The sequence below is a fragment of the Nocardia iowensis genome (assembly GCF_019222765.1).
GTDB lineage: Bacteria > Actinomycetota > Actinomycetes > Mycobacteriales > Mycobacteriaceae > Nocardia > Nocardia iowensis.
In genome coordinates this window covers 1052542-1075227 of the sequence record NZ_CP078145.1, presented here as the reverse complement: position 1 = coordinate 1075227, position 22686 = coordinate 1052542, and the positions used below count along the sequence as shown (strand labels likewise).

General features: G+C 67.9%; 14 protein-coding genes. 2 read left to right on the top strand and 12 right to left on the bottom strand.

Annotated elements, in window-relative coordinates:
* Window positions 1-8: 8 nt before the first annotated feature.
* From KV110_RS04860 to KV110_RS04820, 9 genes are all read right to left on the bottom strand, one after another.
* Window positions 9-10658: a WXG100-like domain-containing protein gene (locus KV110_RS04860; protein ID WP_218473804.1), complete on the bottom strand. Its 10650-nt coding sequence runs from the start codon at window positions 10656-10658 to the stop codon at window positions 9-11.
* Window positions 10659-10674: 16 nt separating this feature from the next.
* Entirely contained in the window at window positions 10675-11184 is a 510-nt protein-coding gene (locus KV110_RS04855; protein WP_218473802.1) for a YbaB/EbfC family nucleoid-associated protein, read from the bottom strand.
* Between the two features lie 19 nt (window positions 11185-11203).
* Entirely contained in the window at window positions 11204-11521 is a 318-nt protein-coding gene (locus KV110_RS04850; RefSeq protein ID WP_218473800.1) for a hypothetical protein, read from the bottom strand.
* 142 nt (window positions 11522-11663) lie between these two features.
* Window positions 11664-12017: a YbaB/EbfC family DNA-binding protein gene (locus KV110_RS04845; RefSeq protein ID WP_246634349.1), complete on the bottom strand. Its 354-nt coding sequence runs from the start codon at window positions 12015-12017 to the stop codon at window positions 11664-11666.
* Between the two features lie 4 nt (window positions 12018-12021).
* Window positions 12022-14022 carry a WXG100-like domain-containing protein gene (locus KV110_RS04840; protein ID WP_218473798.1) on the bottom strand — a complete coding sequence of 667 codons (2001 nt, stop codon included), beginning with the start codon at window positions 14020-14022 and terminating at the stop codon, window positions 12022-12024.
* Between the two features lie 9 nt (window positions 14023-14031).
* Window positions 14032-14367, bottom strand: coding sequence for a WXG100 family type VII secretion target (locus tag KV110_RS04835; RefSeq protein ID WP_218473797.1), 336 nt, complete (start codon window positions 14365-14367; stop codon window positions 14032-14034).
* A 75-nt stretch (window positions 14368-14442) separates the two neighbouring features.
* Complete coding sequence (locus KV110_RS04830) at window positions 14443-14889, bottom strand: YbaB/EbfC family nucleoid-associated protein (protein ID WP_218473795.1); 447 nt, start codon at window positions 14887-14889, stop codon at window positions 14443-14445.
* 47 nt (window positions 14890-14936) lie between these two features.
* Window positions 14937-15278, bottom strand: coding sequence for a WXG100 family type VII secretion target (locus tag KV110_RS04825; protein ID WP_218473793.1), 342 nt, complete (start codon window positions 15276-15278; stop codon window positions 14937-14939).
* A 26-nt stretch (window positions 15279-15304) separates the two neighbouring features.
* Window positions 15305-17260 (bottom strand): WXG100-like domain-containing protein, encoded by a 1956-nt coding sequence (locus tag KV110_RS04820; protein ID WP_218473791.1) that lies wholly within the window; start codon window positions 17258-17260, stop codon window positions 15305-15307.
* A gap of 182 nt (window positions 17261-17442) precedes the next feature.
* Here KV110_RS04820 and dtd point away from each other — a divergent pair, with 182 nt between their 5' ends.
* Complete coding sequence (gene dtd, locus KV110_RS04815) at window positions 17443-17886, top strand: D-aminoacyl-tRNA deacylase (protein WP_218473789.1); 444 nt, start codon at window positions 17443-17445, stop codon at window positions 17884-17886.
* Between the two features lie 7 nt (window positions 17887-17893).
* Here the strand turns inward: dtd and KV110_RS04810 are convergent, their stop codons facing one another.
* From KV110_RS04810 to KV110_RS04800, 3 genes are read right to left on the bottom strand one after another with little or no spacing between them, the layout of a single operon-like run.
* The gene (locus KV110_RS04810; RefSeq protein WP_218473787.1) at window positions 17894-19114 is read right to left on the bottom strand and encodes a hypothetical protein; all 1221 of its coding nucleotides are present in this window, start codon (window positions 19112-19114) and stop codon (window positions 17894-17896) included.
* Window positions 19108-19944, bottom strand: coding sequence for an ESX secretion-associated protein EspG (locus tag KV110_RS04805; protein ID WP_218473785.1), 837 nt, complete (start codon window positions 19942-19944; stop codon window positions 19108-19110). Before KV110_RS04805 ends, KV110_RS04810 begins: the two co-directional genes overlap by 7 nt.
* Window positions 19941-21929 (bottom strand): WXG100 family type VII secretion target, encoded by a 1989-nt coding sequence (locus KV110_RS04800; protein ID WP_218473783.1) that lies wholly within the window; start codon window positions 21927-21929, stop codon window positions 19941-19943. The genes KV110_RS04805 and KV110_RS04800 overlap by 4 nt, the downstream gene beginning before the upstream one ends.
* A gap of 236 nt (window positions 21930-22165) precedes the next feature.
* Between KV110_RS04800 and KV110_RS04795 the strand changes: the two genes are divergently transcribed.
* On the top strand, window positions 22166-22666 hold the full coding sequence (locus tag KV110_RS04795; protein ID WP_218473781.1) for a YbaB/EbfC family nucleoid-associated protein: 501 nt from the start codon (window positions 22166-22168) through the stop codon (window positions 22664-22666).
* Window positions 22667-22686 lie beyond the last annotated feature (20 nt).

Sequence of the window (22686 nt, the reverse complement as noted above, 5' to 3'; positions counted from 1 at the left end):
TGCGGCCGTCATCCGGCGAAGATCCGGGTACGCCGGTCGGGGTCGGCCAGCACGTCCCGAATCAGCAGGCCCAGGTCTATGTCGGGCAGGACGGACCGGTAGCGCACGTCGCAGACGACGCTTCCCGCCACGGTGAGCAGGAAGCGGGTGGTCGCTTCGTCGAACCGCTGCCATTCGGCGCCGACATGCGCCGCGTCCAAGTCGATGACCCGATCGCCCGCACGCACCATCAACCGCCCGCCATCCCGGTAGAACACCACCGGTAGCTCGCCCAACTCGCCGAACACCCCACCCAACGAGCCCAGACCCGACGGGTGGGCGCGCAGCACTCCGGTCACTGGGTCGAAGTCGGCGAACCCGCTGAAGCCGGTGTGTGATCGCACGACAATGCTTGCGCTACTGCGCGTTCCGATTGTTGAAGACCCGTTGCCGTTGCCGTAGGCCGACGCTCGTGGAAAGGCACGTGACGTCCGCCCCGGGGCGGGTGGCGGTGCCATCGGCGGCATCATTTGCCCGGGACCAGCGTTTTGCCGCCCATCCCCCGATCCCGGTGTAGTCACCCCCGGCCCGCCGGACCCGCCATCCAGCGATCCGGCCAGCGCCACCGGCGTGTGGTGATCTCCAGGCGGAGCCGATTCCGAGGGTGCATGCGAATGGTCCGATACCCCTGGAGCATTCGGCCCCGACAACGCCGAACCACCGGCCGACTCCTCCCATCGCCGTGCGAGCGGCGTATCCAGCAGACCAGGAGAGTTCGCCGAATTCACATCAGGCAGATGCGGCAGTTGGAGCGAGCTCGGCGGCACCGCATGGCTCGGCAGCACTGGCGAACCTGGTTGCGAATCCGGCAATGCTGGAAGCTCCTGCGCAGCGGCTGAATTCGGACGCTCTGGTTGACCAGGCCACTCGGGCGTCGGCACGCCCGATGCACCAGGCATCTCCGCGAGATCCCGCAACGGCTGCGATGGATCAGGAAGGCGCGGCACCGTCGAGTCCGAGAACTGCGACATCCCCGGCACGTTCGGTGTCACCGGAAGGTGCGGCAGCTCAGGCGGAACCGGTGTCTCCGGTGGGCGCGGAGACTCCGGCGACGCGGGAGAGCCCGGTTGCTCGGGTACCTCCGGAAGCATCGACGGTTGCGGCCATTCCGGCGGTACCGGAAGATTCGGCACGTCGGACGGCGGCTTCGGTACCGGCAACTCCGTAAAGCTGGGTGGTAGCGGGGATTCCGGGAGGTGCGGTCGGTCCGGGATCGCTGGCTGGACCGGCAGCCCAGGTGGCGGTGAGAGCTCCGGCGTTGGCAGTTCAGGCGGGACCGGCAACTCCGGTGTCGGCAGCTCGGGCGGAGTCGGCAGCTCTGGCGGAACCGGCAGCTCTGGCGGAACCGGCAGCTCAGGCGGGACCGGTAGCTCAGGCGGAACCGGCAGCTCAGGCGGAACCGGCAGCTCAGGCGGAACCGGCAGCTCGGGGGTCGGCAGCTCGGGTGGTGTTGGCAGCTCCGGAAGGGTCGGTACCTCGGGCAGCTGCGGTTGCTCTGGAAGGATCGGTGGCTCAGCGGGTTTCGGCGACTCCGACGGCCGCGGAGGTACTTGGGGGGTTGGCGGCTTCGGCATTTCGGGCATCGCCGGAGGCGTGGGCGGCCTGGGTTGACTCGGCACGGTCGGCGGGTGCTGCGGCGGGACCGGGGGCGGCTGAGGCGGCTCGGGCGGAACCGGGGGCTGGGGAGGTTGGGGAACGACCGGTGGGAACAGGGTGATGTTCGGCAGCTCGAAGTCGTAGGGGTGCGGCGGATGCGGAATATGCGACCGCCAGATGGGACGCGACGACTCCCCTACCGGTTCATCATCCCCGTCGGTCGTCCGTGAGTCGGGTGGTTCCTGCCCACCATCATCGCCCTGCCGCGCTGGCGGGCCCTGCACACCATCGTCTCCCGCTTGATGCGGTGCCGACGCGGGCGGTGCCTGCTCACCATCATCCCGTTGGCGGGCAGCAGTGGCCTTCGGCTTCTGCTCGGCTGAGCCATTTTCCCGGGCCGCGGGATCTTGTGAATTCTGATTGCCACCCTCTTCCTGCGGTAGCGACCTGTCGGCTTCGGACGGCCCCGTTCGAGAAGACTCAGGCTGCGAACCCGATTGCGGCGGAGCAAGTTCCGGACGTGCACCAGACGCGTCTGATCCGTCCTCGTCCAGGCCGGTGGGGTGGCGCGGCTTGTCCGTCCCCGCAGACTCATCGGGCTGCTGTCCCGGTGCCTGCTCTGGTGGCCAGACTCGAACGTCACCTTCCGCCCTGTTGTGGGGAGCGCGCGGCGGGGCCGAAGCACGGTGCTGGGTCGGAGGTTCCTCTTGATCCAGCAGGCGCTTGGCCTCGTCGGCGCGGCGTTGCGCCGCATGTTGTGCCTCCGCGTACCGCTCGTCGCTGCGGCGCTGCGCCTCGTCGAACTGAGTGTCGGTGTGCCGCTGGGACTCCGCGTGCCGTTCAGCGATCCGTTGTTGCAGCGCATCGAAATCGGCTTCGGTTCGCTGCTGTGAGTCCTGATGTTGCTCAGCTATGTCGCGGCGGGACGCATCGAAGCTGGCCTCGGTTTCCTCCGATGACCGCCACGCCTCCGCGATACGACGTTCAACCGCGCGCTGCGCCTCCGCGTATCGCTCATCGATCCGGCGCTGCGCTTCATCGAATCGAGTGTCGGTGTGCCGCTGCGACTCCGCGTGGCGCTCAGCGATTCGGCGTTGCAGCGCATCGAAATCGGCCTCCGTCCGGTCCGACGACCGCCGCGCCTCTTCGATACGGCGCTCAACGGCCCGCTGCGCCTCCGCGTATCGCTCATCGATCCGACGCTGCGCTTCATCGAACTCAGCGTCGGTGTCTCGCTGCGAGTCCTGATGCCGTTCGGCGTTCCGGCGTTGCAGTGCATCGAATTCGGCGTCGGCCCGCTGCTGTGCCTGTACGAGTTGACGGACCGGGTCCAGATCGGTGGCGTCGGCGCGCACCGGCTTTTCGGCGCGATTGTGGATCGGCCCGTCCGGACCGAAGTCGGTGCGCAGGTGGGTGATTCGGCCGTCCGGACTGTAGGTGATCTCCACGTAGCTGACGACGACGTCGGAACGGTCGAGCAGAGGTGCCAGCCAGGGGTGTTCGGCGGCGAGGTCGGCGCGGACCTGGTCCGGCGCGTTCCAGCCGACCACGACGATGCGGGGCGGGTCGCCATCGACCGCGCCGACTCGGTTGCTGCCGCCCACCGGACGGGCGCCTTGTTCTGCGAGTGCTTCGCGCTCCATGGCCAACGCGACCATTTCGTCCAGGAAGGCCACTTTGGCTTCGGCCTGATTGACGGCGACGGCCGCTTCTTCCAGCGCCGCGACCCGCGCCTGGTAGTCCGCCATTTCGTTGCCGTGCGGGGTTTGCCGCACCGTCTTCGTCGCCAAAGCGTCGATGGTGCCTTCGAGTGTCTCCTCGGTCAGCCCGGTCTCGTCGACGGGCAAACCGCGCATGGCCGCCTCGCGTACCTCGCGCGCTCTGGCCAATTCCGCAACGGCGGCGGCATTTTCGGCGGCCAGCCGATCGGTCACCTGCCGAGCCAGGTCCGCGTCGACGCCGTTCCGCGGCGGCTCCTCGGGGCTGCCCGCGGGATCCGGCGGCGTCTTCGTTCCGTCGCCGTCGTCGCCGGTCGGCTCGGGCTTTCCGCCGCTGTCCGAGTCCGGAGGATCGGGCCGGGGCGGGGCGGCTCCGAGCGACGGATCATCGGGCGGCGCGGTATTCCCGTTCTCCTCCGGCTGCTGTGCGGCGTCGAGGGCGGCGGCCCGGTCGGTGAGATCGATCAGTGCGTCGAGGTCGGCGCCGCGGCGGGTGACCTCTTCGCGCAGCGCGGCCTGCACTTCGGCCAGTTGGGCGGGGGTGAGGCGTTCTTTCTTGTCGATCTTCCCGTCGCGGTAGACCTCGTAGACCTTCGCCCAGCGCTTGGCGTCGGCTTCGGTGAGATCGACGCCGACGGTCCTGGCCCAATCACGGCTGGCCCCAAGGTCGTCCGGATCGGGTGGCGTGTCGTGCCGGGCGAGCAGACCCTCGCCGTCCAGTGCGTCGGTGAGGTCGCCGACATCGCCGACCAAGTCGAGCAGATGCGCGATCGCCTTGTCGTGCACCGGCAATTCGACATCGGCGACCCGAGGATCGATCGCCTGGTCGCCACGGGACACCGGATCGAACGGGTCGAGACCGTTGATCGTCCGGTAGTACTCGGCGAGTGCGTCGGCGAGGTTCGCGCGCTCGTGCGGTCTGCGCGCCAGTTTCCCGATGGCCTTGGCGAGCTTCTTCGGATCGAGAGCCTCGGTGTTCGGCACCCGGTGCGCCAGATCCTTGGTGAACTTCAGCGGGTACAGGTCCTTCGGGAACCGCCCCGGTCGTTCGCCGACGCCGAGCCGCTCGGCCAGCCGGTCCCGCGCGGCCAGGACGACGTCGGCATCGGTGCCTTGCAACAGTTTCGCGTAGGCGACCAGGTCCTCGACCGCCTGGAGGCGGCGCGCCTTGCCGAGCTTCGGATCCAGCAGCGCCTCCGCTACCCGTTCGGGGGTCAGCGGCACCTCGTCCAGTCCGAGCCGATTCGCCAGCTGCGAGCGCGCGTCGTCGTGCGCGTGGAAGTCATCGATATCCCATGCGGTGCGGGCATAGTCGATGACCGCCTCGATCTGGGCCGCCCGAATGGCGTTCTCGTGCCGTAGTTGCCGCAGGCGCTCCGGCGAATCCCGATCCTCGCTCGGCACCGCGAGCCGATCCGCGAGCTCTTGCCTGGCCGTCTCGATCTCGCTGCGGGACAGCCGTTCCGGCTCCGCTTCGCGGGGCCGGACGCCGCCGTTGTGCTGCGGATCCGGGATGGCGCGCCACGGCCCGTCCTCGTCACGCACCGCCGTCACGTCCAGCGTGCGTCCCTCGACCTCCTCGCGAATGTGACGCACCTGCAACGGATCTGTCTCGCCGATCCGCACGGTCCCGTCCGGTTGCACGTGCGCGACCCGGTGCACAACATCGACCAGCCCCGTGTTCACCGCTTCGGCGAGGTCCCGATGCTCGGCCAACGCGTCGGCGAGCACCCGCTCGTGGTCGAGATGTCCGTCGATCACCACCAGCCGCGGCCGCTCGCCCGGTTCACCGGGGACCAATCCGAGCCCGTCCACGTCGGGAAAGACGAAGCCACCATCGGACTCGACCGACGCACGCAGCGCCATATCGGCCACGATCCCGGTGAGCTCGTCCACCTCGCCGTCGGTGCGCAGGTAGCGGTGGACTTCGTCGCGGAAATCCGCGAGTTCGGCGGCGCGATCGCGGATGTCGTGCAACTGCTCGGTCAGCGTCTCGGTCGCGCGCTGGTCCAGCCCCGCCAGATCGACGCCGAGCAATTGCGCCCAAACCGACCGTTCGTCCTTGAGCTGGTCGCGGCGCAGCGCGTTCTCGAAGTAGATCGGAATGCCCTCGTCCAGCCCTGGCTGGTCGGTGTAGGTGAGATCGCCCCAGTCCCGGCCCGGTTCGCCGCCGTTGTTGACGCCTTCCCAGTCCAGCATGCTGGTGGGGCGGTCGTTGGCGCGGACTACCTCGCGCAGGAACCGGCTCATCGGGTCGGAGTCGAAGAAGTTGACCTGTTCGCTGTAGGGGATGCGCTGGTTCTCGAAGTTGTAGCGCCGCGCGGCTTCGACCAGTCCGGCCAGAGCTCCGATGCGACGAGCCTGCTGATACTCCAGCACGCGCAACGCATGCCGGACATCGTCCAGGGTGACGGTGTCGGGCAGATCGACGCCGAGGCGTCTGGCTTCGGCCTTCAGCACGTCGGACAGATCCGCGCGACGGCCCGCCGCGTCGGTCAGCTCGTCCATCAATTCGCGGAACACGCCCGTCGTATTCGGGTGCACGCGAGGCAGTTCGGGGCTTTCCGGTGGCGGGGCGGTTTCGCCGGTCTCGTTCTCCTTCGCGCGCCGGTCTTCTTCGGCGGCTTCGCGCCGCAAGTCCTCGAGTTCCACTCCGAGTTCCTTGCGCACCAGCTCCGGGTCCGCCTCGTCCAGCCAGTAGCGGTACTCCTCGCCGTCGCGAGTGCGCGGCACCGAGTAGTGGCCGGTCTGGTCTGGAATCCGGCTGGTCAGGTGGTTCAGGAACGGGATGAGCTCGCGGTTCTTCCACATGGTCGCGCCCTCTTTGAGGATGCGCACGGGGCTGAACTTGGTTTGCAGCACGTCGCCCTGATCGGTGTGCTTGATCAGCGGCACACCGGCCTGATGGCTGAGCATCGATTGACCGGCGCTGTCCACCCCCGATCCCGATGGGTACTTCGGGACGAGGCCTTGGTATCCGGCGCGAATCATGTCGAGGAGACGGCGCAGGCGCGACGGCGGCTCGGACTGCGCGGCCGGTTCCGGCTCCGGCTTGGTCGAGGCGGCCGCGTCCGGCTCGGCCTGGTTGGCGTCGGGTTCGTTGGGCACGGGCTCGTGTGGCTGGCGCAGTCCGATCTGCCAGCGGCCCGTATTGTCGGCGCGCAACCACAGCGGCAGCTGTTCACCGTCCACGTCGAGGAAATGCGGACGGGTCTCGCCGGGCTCGGCGAAACGCGGCCTCGGCCCGGCGTTCGGCTCCGGTTCGGGTTGGCGTTGCGGCTCTGGTTCCGGGCCGCGCGCTTCCGGTTTGCCGGTCGACTCTTCGCCAGGGGGGTGACGCGATTCAGACGGATCTGGCTGTGCGCCTATACCTTCCGGTTTGCCGCTCGATTTATCGCCGGGAGCTCGGGTCGGCTCCGGGTCGGGTGAGCCTTCTTCCGGCGGCGGGCCTTCCGCATCCTCGTGGCGGCGGCTCGGCGTGCCGCTGTTGTCGTCACCGACGGATTCCGGTCGGGGCGAGGGCTTTTCGGGACGCGACGAGCCCGGGTCCGCATTGGGTGGCAGGCCGATGATGACATCGTCCGGACGACTGGAGGATTCCGCGTCGCCCTTGGCCTCCCGCATCAGCAGGTCGTGCAGCACGGTCGCGGGCTCCGAGGCCTTGCCCTCGGTGCCATCGGGTCGAAGTTCGCCGTGCCTGCCGTTCAGCTGAACATCCAGGTACGCGTCGGCGAGGGCTTCGGGCAGATTGAGATTGCCGTGCCGGTCGAAGCTGTAGCCGCTGAGCTTGTTCAGCCACACGCTGTACTCGTCCGGATCCACGTGGCCGTAGGTTTCCCGGTAATGATTCAGCAGCGCGTCCTCGACCTGGCTGCGAGCGCGCATGCCGCCCGCGAAGTCAAGCGCGTGGCCGAGTTCGTGCAGGATCGTCGCGTACACCGGGCGCGCTGCGGCGCCGGGTGGGGCGTGCCGCACCTGTTCGGCACGCAGCTTGGAGGAGCGCATCGCATCCGGGTTGGTGGCCACGTCGGCGTTCAGCGTGATCGCGCTGGTGTGATACGAGTAGATGTCGTTCGGATCGATGTCGTAGTGGGCCCGCGCGTAGACCGGCGCGCCGGTTTCCGGGTTGGGCGCGAGCGGCAGGATACGCAGGCGGCGCAGGTCGATCTCGGGGTTCTCGGATAGCTTTTCATCGACGGCTCGCGCGAACTCGCGCAGCACGTCCGCCGGAACGTCCGGGTTGTCGAACCCGACGATTTCCTCGAACCCGTACCGCTGCTTCAGTATCCGCTCGATCTCGGCGGCATCCCGGCGCGTCCATTCGTCATCGATCCGTGGCGTCGCGTCCTCGGGCGAACGATCAGCGGGTCCATCTGGGTCGCCGCCGCGCTCACCCTCCATGGCCGCGGACCGGTCCGACCAGTCCTCGGCTGCCGCGGCGAGCCGGTCGGTCGCGCGGCTTTCCGGACGGTTCGCGCCGAACCTGTTGTCGCCCATTCCCGGTCGTGGCGTCGTGCGCGAGGCCGCATCGCGCCCGCCCGTATCGCTGGGGTGCAACGGGAAGGCCAGCACGTTTTCCGGTGGGAGGGGCGTGCCTGGCTGGTCGGGGCGACGGCTGGCTTGGGCATCGTCGGGCCGCGACCGCGTGGACTCGGCCGCTCCACGATCCTGCTCCGCCCGACCGCGATCCTGCTCCGCCCCTCCACGATCCTGCTCCGCCCCTCCACGATCCTGCTCTGCCCCTCCACGATCCTGCTCGACCTGACCGCGATCCTGCTCGGTCCGATCGCGGTCCGAGTCAGCGCCATCGCGATCCTGCTCAGCCCGACCGCTATCCGGCTCGGCGCGACCGTAATCCTGCTCAACCCGACCGCGGTCTGGCGCAGCCTGACCATGATCCGGTTCGGCGACACCGAGGACCGGTCGCATACGGGAGCCGTCGTCCGCCACCCTTGCTGTGCCAGAGCGTGTTTCGGTGCGTGCATCGGCGACGCTGCTGTGTGGTTCGGCGACGATGGCGTTGTCGCCGAGACCGGTCCTGGTGTCCGCGGCACCGGCTCGCGACGCATCGGCGCGGAAGTTGGCGGCGGGGCGGCTTTCCGGAGTACCGGCGCGCGGCTCGGCGGTTCTGGGTTCGGCGCCGAGTTGTGAACGTGCGGGTGCGTCGGCGGTGGGCTGTGGGCGCGTGGGGGGCTGGGCATCGGGGCGTGCGGTGGACGATGGTGCACCACTGCGTGCCTCAGCACCGTTGCGTACTTCGGGACTGGTCCGCGGCTCGGCGCCGACGCGTGCGTCGGAGCCGAGGTGAGCGGGGCCGGTACCGGTGTGCGTGGGGCCGGGCACAGCTGGCGCCTGCTGCCCGGAGCGGTCGCCGATCGCTGGCGTTCCGTCGTTTCCGGTTTCCGGCGTCGTCGTCCCGTGATCCGTACCGTTGACCGGCGTATCGGTGGGATCGACTCCGTTGAGTGGGGTCTGCGCGGGTTGTACCTGAGTACTTCCCGGCCGGTCACCGGTGGCCATCCCGTCTGCATCGGTCGCAGCCGGATGTGGTTGCTGTGCGGCGCTATCCGAAGGGGAAGCGGTAACTACTCCGCCACTGTTGTCGGAACCCGCGTGCATCTCCTGGCCCACCGCGGGCCGAGCGGATGACCCGTCACCGGCCGATGGCGCGTGGTTCGTACCGCTAGGTGCGGGCTCGGCGTGAACTCCGGCGTCGACACCCGCGACCGGCATCTTGGCGGGCTCCGCCGACGGGGCTCCCGCGCGATTGTCCGTAGCCGATCCGTCAACTGTGTTGTCCGAATCCTGGGCGGAGTTCGAATCCACATGCCCGGCAGGGTCGTTCGCGCCGACAACGGGCTCTCCAGTCGGCCGCGCACCGCTGTCCGAACCCGCGGGTGCGTCGGCGTCACCGGCGGCGGGGTGAACAGCCGAACTATCTCCCGCACCACGGCCGTTGGCTGAACCATCGTCCCCGCCACGGCCGTTGGCCGAACCATCGTCCGCGACACGACCACTCGTCGAATCATCTCCTGCGACGCGGCCATTCACTGAATCGTCGCCCGCCACATGCCCGTTCACCGACGTATCGGCGACAGAGCGGCCATTCACGGAACCATCACCCGCACCGCGACCGGCAGTCGGCCCGTCTCCAGTGCCCGGTCCTGCGGCCACCCGGTTACCCGGACCCCCATTTCGCGCCGAATTGTCTCCACCACCACCCGGCGGTGTTCCGGCGGGCGAATGTCCGCCGGGTGGACCACTATTCGGGTCCGCCGGGCCGCCGGGCGGCCGATACCAATCGGGATGCCGGTTGCGATAGAAGCTGTCGGCCGTCGCCCGGTTCGCTCCTGACATGGCGCCGTTCGTCGCTCCCGCGGTGAGCATGCGCCAATCGAACTGGTCTTTGATGTTCAGGCCGTCCCAGGCTTTGCCCCAATCCCAGTTGCCGTCGCCCTGATACGCGGCGATCATGAGCTGCGCGCCGATACTGCCCGCGAAGCCGCCGACCGCACCGGCCGTGCCGGCAACGGTGCCGGTGATCGCGCCGGTGACCGCGGGCCGAATCCTGGGTTGCCCGTCGTCGCCCACCACTCTGCCGAGCCGTCGGCCGAGCCGTTCGCCGATCGGACTGGCCACCCCCGCACCGGCAGCGGAACTGATCGCGGTGATGCCGACCTGCGTCCAGTCGATGTTCTTCCGATGTCCGGCCTGCCGCTGGTACTCCTGGATGCCGAGGTCTTGTCCGGTGCCGATCACCGTATCGATCGCCACATGCCGGACCAGAAAGGTGGCCAGCCGCCTGCCGAGCACCCTCGACAGCAGCTGCACGACTCGATTCATCAAGCGCGCGGCGATCCACCGAACGGTCGCTCTGGTGCCGATGATGGCCAGCGCCTCGGTAGCGGGCGCGGTCGGCGGGAAGAGCCACGCGATCGCGATCTCCAACGCGAGCAAGGCGATCGAGGTGATCACCATCAATTGCGCGTACTCGATCTCGGTGCCGACGCCGTCCGCCGCCTCGGCAAGGCTCTCGAAGTCCTTGGCCAGCAAGTCCAGTGACTGGTCGCCGTTGCGATAAACGTCGAGATCGGCGAGCATCGCCTCGACCCCGGCGCCCTGCGGATACGCGTCGCGGGTCGCCTCCTTGGCGGCATCGATATCCGCCAGGATCTTGCGCAATTCCGTTGCGGCGGTGCGCCAGTCACCGGCCAGACCGCGCATCCCGTCCGGGTCGCCCTCCGGGTACTCGGACCCGGCGACGACCTCCAGCAGCCACTGCAGGGCGCCTGGAACCTCAACCATCAGTGGTTACCCTCGATCACCAGCTGGATTGGGTGACTCCGCGGCCGAGATCCGGGGTGTATGCCTCCACATTGCTGAATTCCCGAGCGGCGCTGTCCTTGTCGGCAGCGTCCTGGCGTTCCGCCGATCCCGGCGGCGCGAGCGACACCTCGGGCTCGACCGGCTGCTGGGCGGAGAAATCCGGCATGCCCTCGATCAGGTCCGACACCCGCGGCAATCGCGCGCGCCGCTCGTGCAGCGGCGCCATCAGCTCCTGGGTCTTGCGGGCAACCTCGGCGCACGCCTGCTGCGCCGCCGCCGTCACCGCCTCGGCGATCTCGGTGAAGTTCAACTCCTCGATACGTGGACCGAACTTCGTGTCGATGATGGTGCCGTCGGCGTTCACCGTCACCGTCACCCGCTTACGCACCGTCGCACTCGCGGTGAGCTGGGCCCGCTCCTGCTGGAGCCGGGCGATCGAGCGGAACTGCTGCTGCACTTCCTCCCACACCGAGGCGAGTTCGGTCTTCGCGTATTCGTTTGTCATGCCCTCGTCCGGTCCCGGATCACCGGTAGCCCGCGGCGTTGCCGGTATCCATCGTCTTCAGCATGCCCGCCGACTTGACCTGCCCCTTTTCGAAGTTGTCGAAGCTGGTCGCCGCGTTCTGTACGTTCTTGGTCGCGTGCTCACGTCCGGTGCCATAGCCGTTCTCGCCGTTGTAGAACCGGTGGCCGATCTTGTCGTCACCCCACGGCCTGCCCCGCCCCGCCAGCGAGATCTCCAACGTGGACAGCACACTGTTGAGGCGATCACGCACATGTGCGGTCTTGTTCTGTGCTGCCTTGCGCAAGAGATCCGGACTGTTCTCGACGTTCGGCGCCATCGCTTCGCTCCTCTGTGCTCTAGCGGTCACTCCGCACCTGCACACCCGTGCCTATCGACACTGACAGCCGTTGGCGACGTGTTCGTGGCCCGAACATGAACGGACAGTGCCGCCGCAGTTACCACACAGCGCCCCCCAGGGGTCACCAGCCGGTGTCGGTCACCCCGGACCGTGCCTGGTCGTCGACCTCGGCGAACGCGGCCGCGCCGCAGTCGAATACACCTTCCTCGGCAATTCCGGCCGACCACAGCGGATGTTCGGGCAGCTGATCGGTCAGGTCTGGCATACCGTCGACAAACTCGTGCAGCCGCGGCATCCGCGCACGTTGAGCAAGTAAGGGCGCCATCAAGACTCGGGCCTGACGGGCCGCGTCGGCAGCCGCGAGGCGCGCCGCCTCCGTAACCGCCTTGGCGAGCTCTCGGTAGTCGAGATCCGCCACATTGGCACCGAACTTCGTCTCCAGCACCACACCTTCGACATCGACCAGCACCGTCACCCGCTTACCGCGAACCGTCGCCCGGCCACTGATTCGGCTTCGCTGCTGCCGAATTCGGCTGATCGTGTCCATCTGCTGCTCGAATTCCGCTAACACGGTGGCCAATTCGGCCTTCGGGCGGTCGTTCGTCATATGGTCTCCGTCCGGTTGTCGGCTCGCATTCGGGTTTCGGCCCGGACTCGGGTTCTGGCTGCGGCCGAGGTGCCGGTTCGGTGGCGAGGGGCGGTTGCCAGACGGTGTCGGCGGGTGCTGCCGCAGCCTGGTACTCCGGGATAGGTGGAAGCCCGAAATAGCGCGGTGTGTAGGGGATTTGCGACGTGGCGTCCGGTGCCGTCGGGCGGTCGGGCGGCGTGCCCTCGGAAGGCGCCCCGCCCGCCGGTGCCGCGATCTCCGACCGCACCGACTGATCGGGTGTCTGCTCCGGCAGTCCCGCACCGCTTGCCTGGCTCGGGATTCGTCGGTGACTGTCCGGCGGCGTCTCCGTATACGACTGGCCCAGGTCCGCGGCCTGCGCTGTCTCCCGTCGCGGTGCTGAACGATCCATCCGCTGTTCGGGCTTCGGCCCGGACTCGGCGGTCTGCGCCGTCGGCTTCGGTTCCGCCGTAACATTTTTCGGCGTTTCCGGCGTCAGGCCGAGTTCCCTTTCGAAGGCGTCGGCCTGTTCGTGCAGTCGGCGGGAAGCCGTGTCGAGCCGTTCGTTTGTTCGTGTCTCGATGGCATCCAGTCCGGCCATGGCGTTGCGCTGCACCTCATCGAACCGGGCCCCGAAATCACCCGCTGCGGGCTTCGGCGAACCCGGTCGCGGCTCCGCCACCATCGACCGTGGCCCACCGGTCTCGGCGGTGGGCTCCGCCACCACCGGCCGAAGTTCACCGGCGGTGGGCTCCGGGACCACCGACCGCGGCGGCTCACCGACACCGGCGGTGCGTTCTGTGGCGACGTGCCGAGATTCCCCGCTCTGTGCGCGGCCTTCGGCACCGTCTTGCCGCTCCGCGCTGTGCTGCCCTACCGGCGCACTACCGTCACCGCTGCCCGGCGCAGCGAACCGCCCCGGCTCCGGTACCGGGAATCGCGCACTCACCGGGTGTCGAATGGACATGCCGTGCCGAAATCCCTTGCTTCCGCCGGTCAGTCCGCCCATCGCCGCGCCGCTGGTGAGCAGGCGGGGATCCCACGTCCAACCATTGGCGAGACCGCCGACGCCCCACGCGCCCAGCGCGCCCACCATGCCCGCGCTCATGCCGACCACCGCGCCCCTGGCGGCACCGGACCACGCTCCCGCGGGCAATGGCACCTTCGCCGCGGCTTTGGCGAACAACCCGCCCGCGGGCCCGCCGATCGCACCGGCTGCCGCCGCGGTGTAGGCGGTTGTGGCGATCCGGTTCCAGTCGATGTCCTTGCGGTGCCCCGCGGCGACCTGTCCGGCCTGGATGGCGAAGTCCTGGCTCACCCCAAGTGCCGTGCTGAGCACAACATTCTTGGCGGTGAATCGGGCGACCGCGGCGATGCCGAGTTCGGCGGCGTACCTCGCGATCGCGCTCACCGCTCGCTCACCGAGCAGCCGGACCGCGACTCTGGTGAGTCCGATCGCCGCCGCCTCGACCAGCGGTGCGGTCGGCGGGAACAGCCAGGCCGCGGCGATCTCGACCGCGAGCATCGCGATCGAGGTGATGACCAGGATCTTGGTGTACTCGATCTCGGTACCCAGCGCGTCCGCCGAATCCGCTACCTGAGTGAGGATTTCGGCCAGGCGTTCGATGGAGGCGTCGCCGTGTTCGAGCTTCTTCAGCGCCGTCCGCACGGCGTCGACGCCCGCTCCCCACGGGTAGGCGGCGACTGTCGCGTTCGATGCGGCCGCCAAGTCCGGTAGCAAGTCGCGCAGTTGGGCGCTCGCTGTCCGCCAGGCTTCGGCGATCTCCCACATTTTGTCTTCGTCGCCGTCCGGCCAGTCCGAACCGGCGACCCAGCCGAGCCATTCCAGCTCGCCGGGAATGCTGATCGACAACTCGTCCCGCTAACCGCGGAGGCGCTTGCCCGACGCGATGTCCTGCCGCTCGAGCAGGTCCGCCGACCTGTACTGCCCGGCTGCGTACGAGCCGAGCGTGCTGGCGACGTTCTGCATGCCGGTCTTCAGATTCTGGTGCGCTGCAAGGTATCCGGCGTCGCCGTCGGCGAAGGTACTGCCGTAGCCGTCACCACCCCAGGCCGCACCCCGTTCGGCCAACGCGGACTCCAGGTCGTCGAGAATGCGGTGCACTCGCCTGCGCAACTCCCCCATGTCGCCTGCGACACGGCGCAACTGCCCCGGCGTCACCTCGACCCTGCCCGCCATGCCATCCCTTCCATTCATCGACCGAGATCCGACAATGGCATGCGGGGGCTCCGGCGACCACTGTCCGGAGCCGGAATTTACGATGTCCTGACGTCACCAATCTTGGTCGGCCACAACCGAACGTGGGCGAACAGGGCCATCGGGGGACGGCGCAGCAGCGGGTGGCGTGCGTGGTGCGTGCGCGTCGAGATCCGGGGCGCCTTCTACCAGGTCGGACAGCTTGGGCAGCCGGGCCTTGTGTGCACGCAGTGGCTGCAGGAGATCATGTCCCTGCCGTTCGACATCGGCGGCGGCGGCCTGGACGGCCTCGGTCATGGCGGTGGCGATCTCCTCGAAGGTCAGATCGCCGATATCGTCGGCAAATCGAGTGTCGATCAGAATGCCGTTCGCGTTCACGGTCACCTGTATCCGCTTGTCGCACACCGACGCTGTGCCGGTCAGCTGCATGCGTTGTTGCTGTATCGCGGCGATGCCGGTCAACTGCTGCTGCAGGGCGTCCATCATCATCGCCGCGTCGGCCTTCAGCCGTTCATTTGTCATCGCAGCCTCCGGCTTGTCCCTGTCGATGCCCGTTCCCGGCCCTGCGCTCACACTTTGGTCCGAGGTGCTCGACGCCGCCCGAAGCCGGTGCTGCTGTCCGCTTCCTGGCCGGCCAGATGATCTGCCGCTTGCTCCTGTCCGCTCGCCACGTCGCCGAAGGTCTTCGCCATGTTTTCGGTGCCCTTGGTCAGGTTGTCGCGTGCGGCGAGGTAGCCCTTCTCGCCGTCGGCGAACTTGTCGCCGAAGCTGTCGTTGCCCCAAGCAGGGCCTGCCGCGGCCAATGATGCCTGCAACTTCTGCAACGCTCCATCGATCCGCTCTTGAATCAGCGCCGCCTGTTTCGCCGCCTTCCGTAGCTGCTCGGGATCGACCGCCACTTCTTCCGCCATCACCGCTCCTTCCTGGTTGGTGCCGCTCAGCGGCTGTCCGCGTTCAGCCGCAACGCCACATCGACATCCGGGGTCTGCTCGGTGGGTTCGGGTTCGGGTTCGGGCTCGGGCGGCAGCCAGTCCGGTGCGGCGGGCGCGGTCGGTGCCTCGAACCCCGCAGGCATCGGCCCCCAATCGACGATCAGCTTGGGCCGGGTCTTCGACTTCAAATCTTTTCCCGGAGCGAGGAATGGCTTCGAGCTTTCGTCTCGACCGCCGTGCTGCGGTGAACCGTCACCGCCCGACGATGGGGGACGTGAACCGGCGTGCGGTACCGGCGTATTCGATCCCACGCCAGCTGCCGATGCACCGCTCGGGGTCTGGGGCGTCGGACGAGCGGCAGGCTGCTCCAGTGGCCCGCTCGGCCGCGAAACCGCTGAATTCGGTTGCTGGCTCGCGTTACTCGGCGCCTGCGCAACTGGGCTTGGCCCAGCTTGCTGCGGTGTCGCGCCGCCCGCGTTGGCAGCTGGTGCGCTCGTGGACCCGTGACTGCCCGGGGCGGTCGGATTCCACCCGCCGTCCACCGAGGAAGACCAGGAGGTCGGCGGCTCGGTGCCGCCACTGCCACGAGTCCCCGGCTGGGCTTCCTCCCCGCCTGACCCGGTCCGCGCCGTGACGAACGAACCGTCGGAATCGCGCGTCGACACGTACGAACCGGAATCCGAATTACGGGCCGACCCATGCGAATCCGAAGCACGCGGCGATACATGCGATGCCGAATCCGTTTCCCGCGCCGTCACAAAGCTCCGACTGTCGGAGCTGCGCGAGCCCACCGACGAATGCCCGTCACCAGCCGCCGCGGTGTGTACCCCGGCACCGGGCGGCACCGATGCGGATCCGTCACCCGCCCGCGAATTATCGATCGCAGCAACGGGTCTCGTGGCCAGCGGCGCCGCCGCCTTCGTCGGTTTGTCCGCCCACGCGAACCGCCGGATATCGGTCTTCGACACCGTGTTCATCGAAAACCCGCCCCGCGCACCGCCGACCAACCCACCTCTGGCCATACCGCCGACCCAACCCGCGGGCGACGAGAACGACGACCACGATCCGGTGGCCGCACCGACAGCCACGTTGCCCATCACCGAACTCACCACGCCCGCAGACGCCCCGATGAACGCACCACGCATAGTGGACCCGCCCCACACCCCCGCGATCTGCTTCCCGAACGCCTTGTCCAGCCCGAAACCCAGATACCGCGCGAACTCCCGCGACGGCAGCGTGCCGGCGAGCGAGGCGAGTGCCGAGATCCCGAACTGCCGACCGTCGAAGTTCCGGCGATGGCCAGCGGCCATCTGTCCGAGCTGCACGCTCGCGTCCAATGCCATCGAGGTGAGCCCGGATTCGAGGAACTTGACGCCGTAGACACCCCAGCCCTTGGCGGTAGGCAGCACGAACCTGCGCTGCTGTGCCACCGACTTGAAGAAGTAGCGTTTTTCGGTGGCGGCCCCCAGCCGCTTTGCCAGGTTTTGGATTTGGGCGGCCAACCGGTCTTCCAGCACTCGGAGGAAGGATCGGGTGGTCGTGATGGCCGCGGCTTCGGCGGCGGGCGCGGTCGGCGGAAACACCCACGCCCACAGGATTTCCAGCGCCAGCCACACCAGTGACACGATGATGGTGAGCTTGGTGGCTTCCAACTCGGTGCCGGTGTCGAAGGTGGAGTTCGAGATCGTCTCGAACAGCCCGGCCAGCGTTTCCAAAGATTGGTCACCGGTGCGCAATTCATCGAACTTCGCGCCCATCGCCGCCCGGCCCGCACCGGCCGGGTAAGCCGCCATGGTCGCGTTCTTCGCGCCGTCGATCTCCGGCAGCAGCGATCTCAGTTCGGTCGCCGCGTGCTGCCACGCGGCGGCGATCTCCCACATCCTGGTCTCGTCGCCATCCGGCCAGGTCGAGCCCGCTACCCAGCCGAGCCAGCGCAGTTCCTCGGGGAGGTACAGCCCCATTCGATCCACCGTTCGCCCGCCGCCAGGACCCCCACGACACCGCACCGTAGTGAACTCTCGGTGTCGCCGAATGTAATTCGGGGTTCGGATCGATCACTCCGGGATCAATGAACGATCATCGCCTCGGCGTTCGGCCGGACCGCGCGGCGGGGTCGGCACCCGGCACGGCATGATCGACCGCTGTGCGCATCCTGCTACAGCGAGTGACCTCGGCCAAGGTGACGGTCGGCGACGAGATCGTCGGCCGTATCGACCCTGCGGCGCACGGCGCACCGCACGGTCTGCTCGCCTTGGTCGGCGTGACACATGGGGACACCGAGGCGATGGCGCGGGCGCTCGCGGACAAGGTATGGCGGCTGCGCATCCTGGACGGCGAACGCTCGGCCGCCGACCTCGACGCCCCGGTCCTGGTGGTCAGTCAGTTCACCCTCTACGCCGACACCGCCAAGGGCAGGCGCCCGTCCTGGTCGGCCGCCGCCCCTGGTGCTGTCGCCGAACCTCTGGTGGACGTCTTCACCGCCGCCATGCGCGACCTCGGCGCCACCGTGGCCACCGGCAAGTTCGGCGCGCACATGCATATCGCCCTGGTCAACGACGGTCCGGTGACGCTGCTGCTCGAAGGCTGACGACCGGCTACTTCCCGACACCGGCCAGCAACAGCTGGTAATAGCCGTCGTCGAGCGCACCGTGCGGATCATTGCCGAGCAGTTCCGCAAAGGCGGTGCGGGTGGCCGTCCCCGCCTCGGCGGCCACCAGCAGTTCGGCAATGTCGCGCCCGCACGCTGTCGTCGACCGCTCCGACAGGACCGCGGTGACCACGTCCACCACGGCTGCCGACGTCCACACCTCGGGCACCGCAGGGGCGATCTCGGCGATGTCGGGCGAGGCACCGTGCCACCAACCCGCGCCGTCCCACCAGTAGCAGAACGACAGCAAGCCCTTCGCCGCCCGCTGATTCAGCACCGGATCGGCAAGCCAATCCGGTGCTCCCGCATAGAGGTCGGGCAATTGGGCGCCGCCGTTGTAAGCGGCTTCGAGCGCGGGTGCGTCCCAGGTCCCGCCCGACAGGACGGCGCGTCCACCGGGCAGCAGCACCAGAGTGCTGCCGCCGCCGCTGTTTCCCTCGAACCACCCGAGCGCAGGCAGGATTCGTGGTCCCCACTCCGATCCCGTCGCGACATGCGCCGCCGCGATCAGTGCCCATCGCGCCCACAGCCCGGGCAGGCCCGGTAAGCCACTGGCAGGCAAAGCTTTTCGAGCATCCCCCTGCGCCGCCCGGCCCGGATCACGCCGTTGTGCACCCCCGTGGCCGATATAGGCGGCCAACCACACCGGGAGCCGCTGCCGCGGAAACGCCAGCAGGTCTGCCCGATACGCCTCCGGCTCGAAAAGCTGGTCCTCCGGAAACGGTTCTTCGCCATGGTCGTACTCGACCTGCCAGGCATCGGACGGCCTCGCACGCACCAGCATTCGCCACCACGGCCCGTCCGCCGACTGAGCGGACAGCCTGCGCTGCTGGTGCGCCAGCTCGACCGCCTCGGCCGACGGCTCGACCGCAACCGCATTGCCCTGGACGTCCGTGAAATAGGCGACCACGATCCCGCCGCCCACCGACAGCGTGAACAGCGCATCGAGCTGCTGCCAACCCGGCGGAGCGACGGCGGTGAATTCCCGCACGATCCGCTGAATCAGCTCCGCCGACCGTGCCGCGGTATCGACAGGCTCATCCACCGGAGGCTCCGCACGATCGTTCCACAGGCCCTCGTCGGCATCGAAGGCGAACGCGATGTCCGGCGGCGCTGCGGCGAGCCCTCCCCTCGGCCCGGCGGGACCTTCCGCTTTGCTGTTCACCATGCCGCCCCGGCGTGCCGGAATCCGCCTTGGGGCAGGGCGTCCCCGGTCTCCCAGTGGGTCTCCAGCCGGTCGACCACGACGTCGATCGAGTCATCGACCAACCTCGCCAGACGCTTGGCACCGATACCCACCGCGACCGGCGCGCCGTCGAGCGGGATCACGTAGCGACCGTCGTCGGTCAGATCCCGCCACAGCAGCAACTGTTCGAGGACGCCACGCGGGCCGAACTTCGAATAACCCTGCCGGATCGAGATCACGCCGGTGGTGGTGGCCTGCGCGCTGAGAAACCGCAGACTGCGGGCTCCGGCGGTTTCCTCCCCGTCATCGGCGATCAACGGTCTACCGAGCCCGAACAGTTGCTCGGGCTTCGCCTCCTCGGTCACGATGGCCACGGACGGGAGCCGACCGGCCGCGACTGCGGGCAGGGTGGCCACCACCGCGGTGGCCAGATCACGTGGCTCACACTCGGTCACCGTGAAACCGCCGCTGTGCTGGATGGTCTCGCCGGGAAGCTGAGTCAGGACGTATGCCTGCGCGCCCGCGCGGGCGGCGTGCACCCAGAGCCGTTTCGCCGGATTCTCCATCTCGTCGTCACACCAGCCGAACGCCGTCACCACGACGTCCGGGCGCGCCACCGTGTCCAACACACCGTCGAACGAGCGGTCCATGGTGGCGCGCAACCGCTCCCAGGTCTGGTACTTCGCCCGCTCGTAGTCGGAGTCGTACTCGATGCGGCACTTATAGACGAACGGTTCGGGCAGCGGCGCGTCGGTGTGCCGCTCCCACAACACCTTGAACTCCAAGTCGGTGAAGCTCCATGTCGCGGTCATTGGTCGATCACCGGTCGAACCGCGGCGACGGGCATGCCGAGGTCTTCCTCGAAATGCAAGGGTGAATCGAGGAATTTGGCGCGCTTGTGGCCCTGCTGACCCTGTTGGCCCTGTCCGGCGCCCGCCGCGCCGGGAGTACCCGGGGGGCCGCCGGGCGGCATGCCGGGGCCGAACGGGATGTTCGGCCCGAGGGCCTGCCCGGTGCCAGCCGGAATCGACGCTCGCGGAAAGAGTTTCGAGGACGGATCGGTCCCTTTAGGGGCCCCGGGGGTATCTGGTCCGGGGCCGGGGCCACCACCGAGTGCGTTGGGGTCGGGCAGGCCCGCTGCCTGCATCTGGGCCGCTGCGGCTTGCAGCAGCGGATTCACCAGCTGCGTCGCGTCTTTCGCCGCGTTGAGCAGCGTGCTCAGCAACTCGTTACCGGGCATGTTAGGTAGGCCCGGAGTTGTGTGCGCCGGGTCGCCCGCGCGCGGCTGCTCGCCGGGAACCTTCGGCACACTTGGTTCGGTGGGCTTGGGCGACTTCTTCGAACCCCCTTGCTCCGGGTTCGGCTTGGGCGGTACGGCCGGGCCGGGGCCAGGGCCCGCGCCTTGCTTCTTGGATTCGCCCGATCCGCCGCCGGGTCCGGGACCGCCGCCCTGCGAGCCGGAACCGCCGCCCTTCTTGTCACCGCTTTCCGAGCCGGACCCACCGCCTTTCTTGTCACCGCTTTCCGAACCGGAGCCGCCGCCTTTCTTGTCGCCGGATCCCGAGCCGGAACCGGATCCAGAACCGGTACCGCCCTCCTTGCCGCCGTTGGTCGGGTCGTACTTCTTCCCGTTCTTGGCGTCTTCGAAGCCTTGTTTGTAGCCGTCGGCGTAGCTGCCGGTGGGTCCGGTCTTGCCGTTCTTGGCGTCCTCGAAGCCCTGCTTGTACCCGTCCTTGTAGTCCCCGGTCTTGTTGCCGTCCTTATTTCCGTCCTTGTTGCCGTCTTTGTTGTCTTCATTTGTGCCGTCTTTGTTTTCGTTTTTACCGTCGCCCTTGATGCCGGTGACCGTGCTGTACGGGTCGGCAAGCATCGGGAACGCCGCGTCGGTGTTTTTCAACCCGGTGACGTAGTGCTCCTTGAACTTTCGGCGTACCTCGTCGAGACGGCTATTGCTGCAAACTTCATTGGGGCCTGGCATCCATGGCTTCGTTGTGCTCAACCACTGCGCGGTGTACCCGAGGTTCTCCCCGACCGTGTTCACGTTCTTGCTCAGCGCCAGCACCGACGAGCGATACTTTTCCACCGCTTTGGTGGCCGCCTCCGCACCCTGCCCTTGCCAACTGGACGCTGTTACCTTCGTCAGTTTGCTCTGTAGGGCGGTCACCGCGGTATCGACCTCGACGGCCATCCATTGCCAGACCGAGGCGGCATCCGCGGCAGGCTGGGCGTTGATCGCGGCCCCGAACGACCGGTAGTCCTCGAAATCCTTACTGTCCGCGGCCTCGGGTTCGATGGGGTTGGACTTGTCCGTACCGCTCCCGCTGGATGAGTTGTCCCCGAGAAACGCAGGCGGAGAGGACTTGGTGCTCGACAGCGGGTCTGTCGACTTCTTGTTGTCGGTTGACGGCGCTTTGGCGCCCGGCGACATGTTCAGCGCGTCGAGCGCCGCAATTCTGGTTGCCGAATCATTGTCGGTACCAACGTATTTCTTTCCCGCGTCCCGAAATGTTTCGGCCATGGTGGTGAGGACATTGATGTGGGCGTCCAACCGGCCGTTGAGTTCTGAAGCTTTGGTGCCGAACTTGCTGGCCAGTGCGGATCCGGAGGCGAAGTTGCCGAAGCCGGTCAGTGTGGTCAAGTTATTGGACTTGATCAGGCCCTGCAGTCCCTTGAAACGGCTGATCAAATCCGTGCAGGCATTCGCGCAGTCGATCGCGGCCTTGTCTTCGAACTTGAGGAAGCCGTCCGCTACCTGTTGCTTCAGCTCGGGCCATGGCGAGTCGGGTTTGTGCGCCACTCATCCTCCAGATCCTCTGTACCGCTGCCGATTCACTTGGCATGGAAGCTCGACCGAATGAATAGTAGGTGGCACGCGCGAGACTTCGGCTCCCATCCGCTCACCGGCGCATCATCGAAACATCATCGGGTGATCACGGCGTCGCCGGATAGCCGATCATTCGGCAACTTTCGCGGTATCAATGGAATGCCCCATCCATGGTGTCTCGTATTTTTCCGCAGCAGAAGGGATTTCCTATGCCGAACGAAACGGCGAAGGCGGATCTGGCGGATCTGCTGGACACCGTGCAGGTCCAGATCCAGTCGCTGGCCACCGCGCACCAGCAGCGGGCGCTGCTCACCGCCACCGTCACGGCGTGCGAGAAGCGCATCCAGGTGACCGTCAATGCCGACGGCGTGCTGATCGAGACTCGCTTCGCCGACGACATCTCCGATCTCAGCTACGACGAAATCGCCTCGGCCATGACCGAAGCGGTGCGGTCCGCCGCGACGCAGGTGAAAGCCAAGGCAGAGGAGCTTTTCGAACCGTTGCAAAAGACACGGTCGCGGCTGCCGAGCCTGTCCGACATCGTGCCCGGCCTGCCGGAACTGCGCGAGTTGCTGCCGCAGCCGCAGCAGGCACCAACCACCGCGCCGGGCTCCATCGAGCGTCAAATAGCCGCGCAGGCACCGGAATTCAACGAGACCGCACACCCTCGCGGCCGCGGTCGGTCCGCGATAGCCGACGACAGCTGGTGACCACGCAGACGACACGGGCA

Coding starts and splice junctions, on each gene's coding strand:
- KV110_RS04810 (WP_218473787.1), bottom strand. CDS start 19,114: ATGGTGAACAGCAAAGCGGAAGGTCCCGCCGGGCCGAGGGGAGGGCTC.
- KV110_RS04830 (WP_218473795.1), bottom strand. CDS start 14,889: ATGACAAATGAACGGCTGAAGGCCGACGCGGCGATGATGATGGACGCC.
- KV110_RS04835 (WP_218473797.1), bottom strand. CDS start 14,367: ATGAATGGAAGGGATGGCATGGCGGGCAGGGTCGAGGTGACGCCGGGG.
- KV110_RS04825 (WP_218473793.1), bottom strand. CDS start 15,278: ATGGCGGAAGAAGTGGCGGTCGATCCCGAGCAGCTACGGAAGGCGGCG.
- KV110_RS04860 (WP_218473804.1), bottom strand. CDS start 10,658: ATGGTTGAGGTTCCAGGCGCCCTGCAGTGGCTGCTGGAGGTCGTCGCC.
- KV110_RS04850 (WP_218473800.1), bottom strand. CDS start 11,521: ATGGCGCCGAACGTCGAGAACAGTCCGGATCTCTTGCGCAAGGCAGCA.
- KV110_RS04795 (WP_218473781.1), top strand. CDS start 22,166: ATGCCGAACGAAACGGCGAAGGCGGATCTGGCGGATCTGCTGGACACC.
- KV110_RS04855 (WP_218473802.1), bottom strand. CDS start 11,184: ATGACAAACGAATACGCGAAGACCGAACTCGCCTCGGTGTGGGAGGAA.
- KV110_RS04820 (WP_218473791.1), bottom strand. CDS start 17,260: ATGGGGCTGTACCTCCCCGAGGAACTGCGCTGGCTCGGCTGGGTAGCG.
- KV110_RS04805 (WP_218473785.1), bottom strand. CDS start 19,944: ATGACCGCGACATGGAGCTTCACCGACTTGGAGTTCAAGGTGTTGTGG.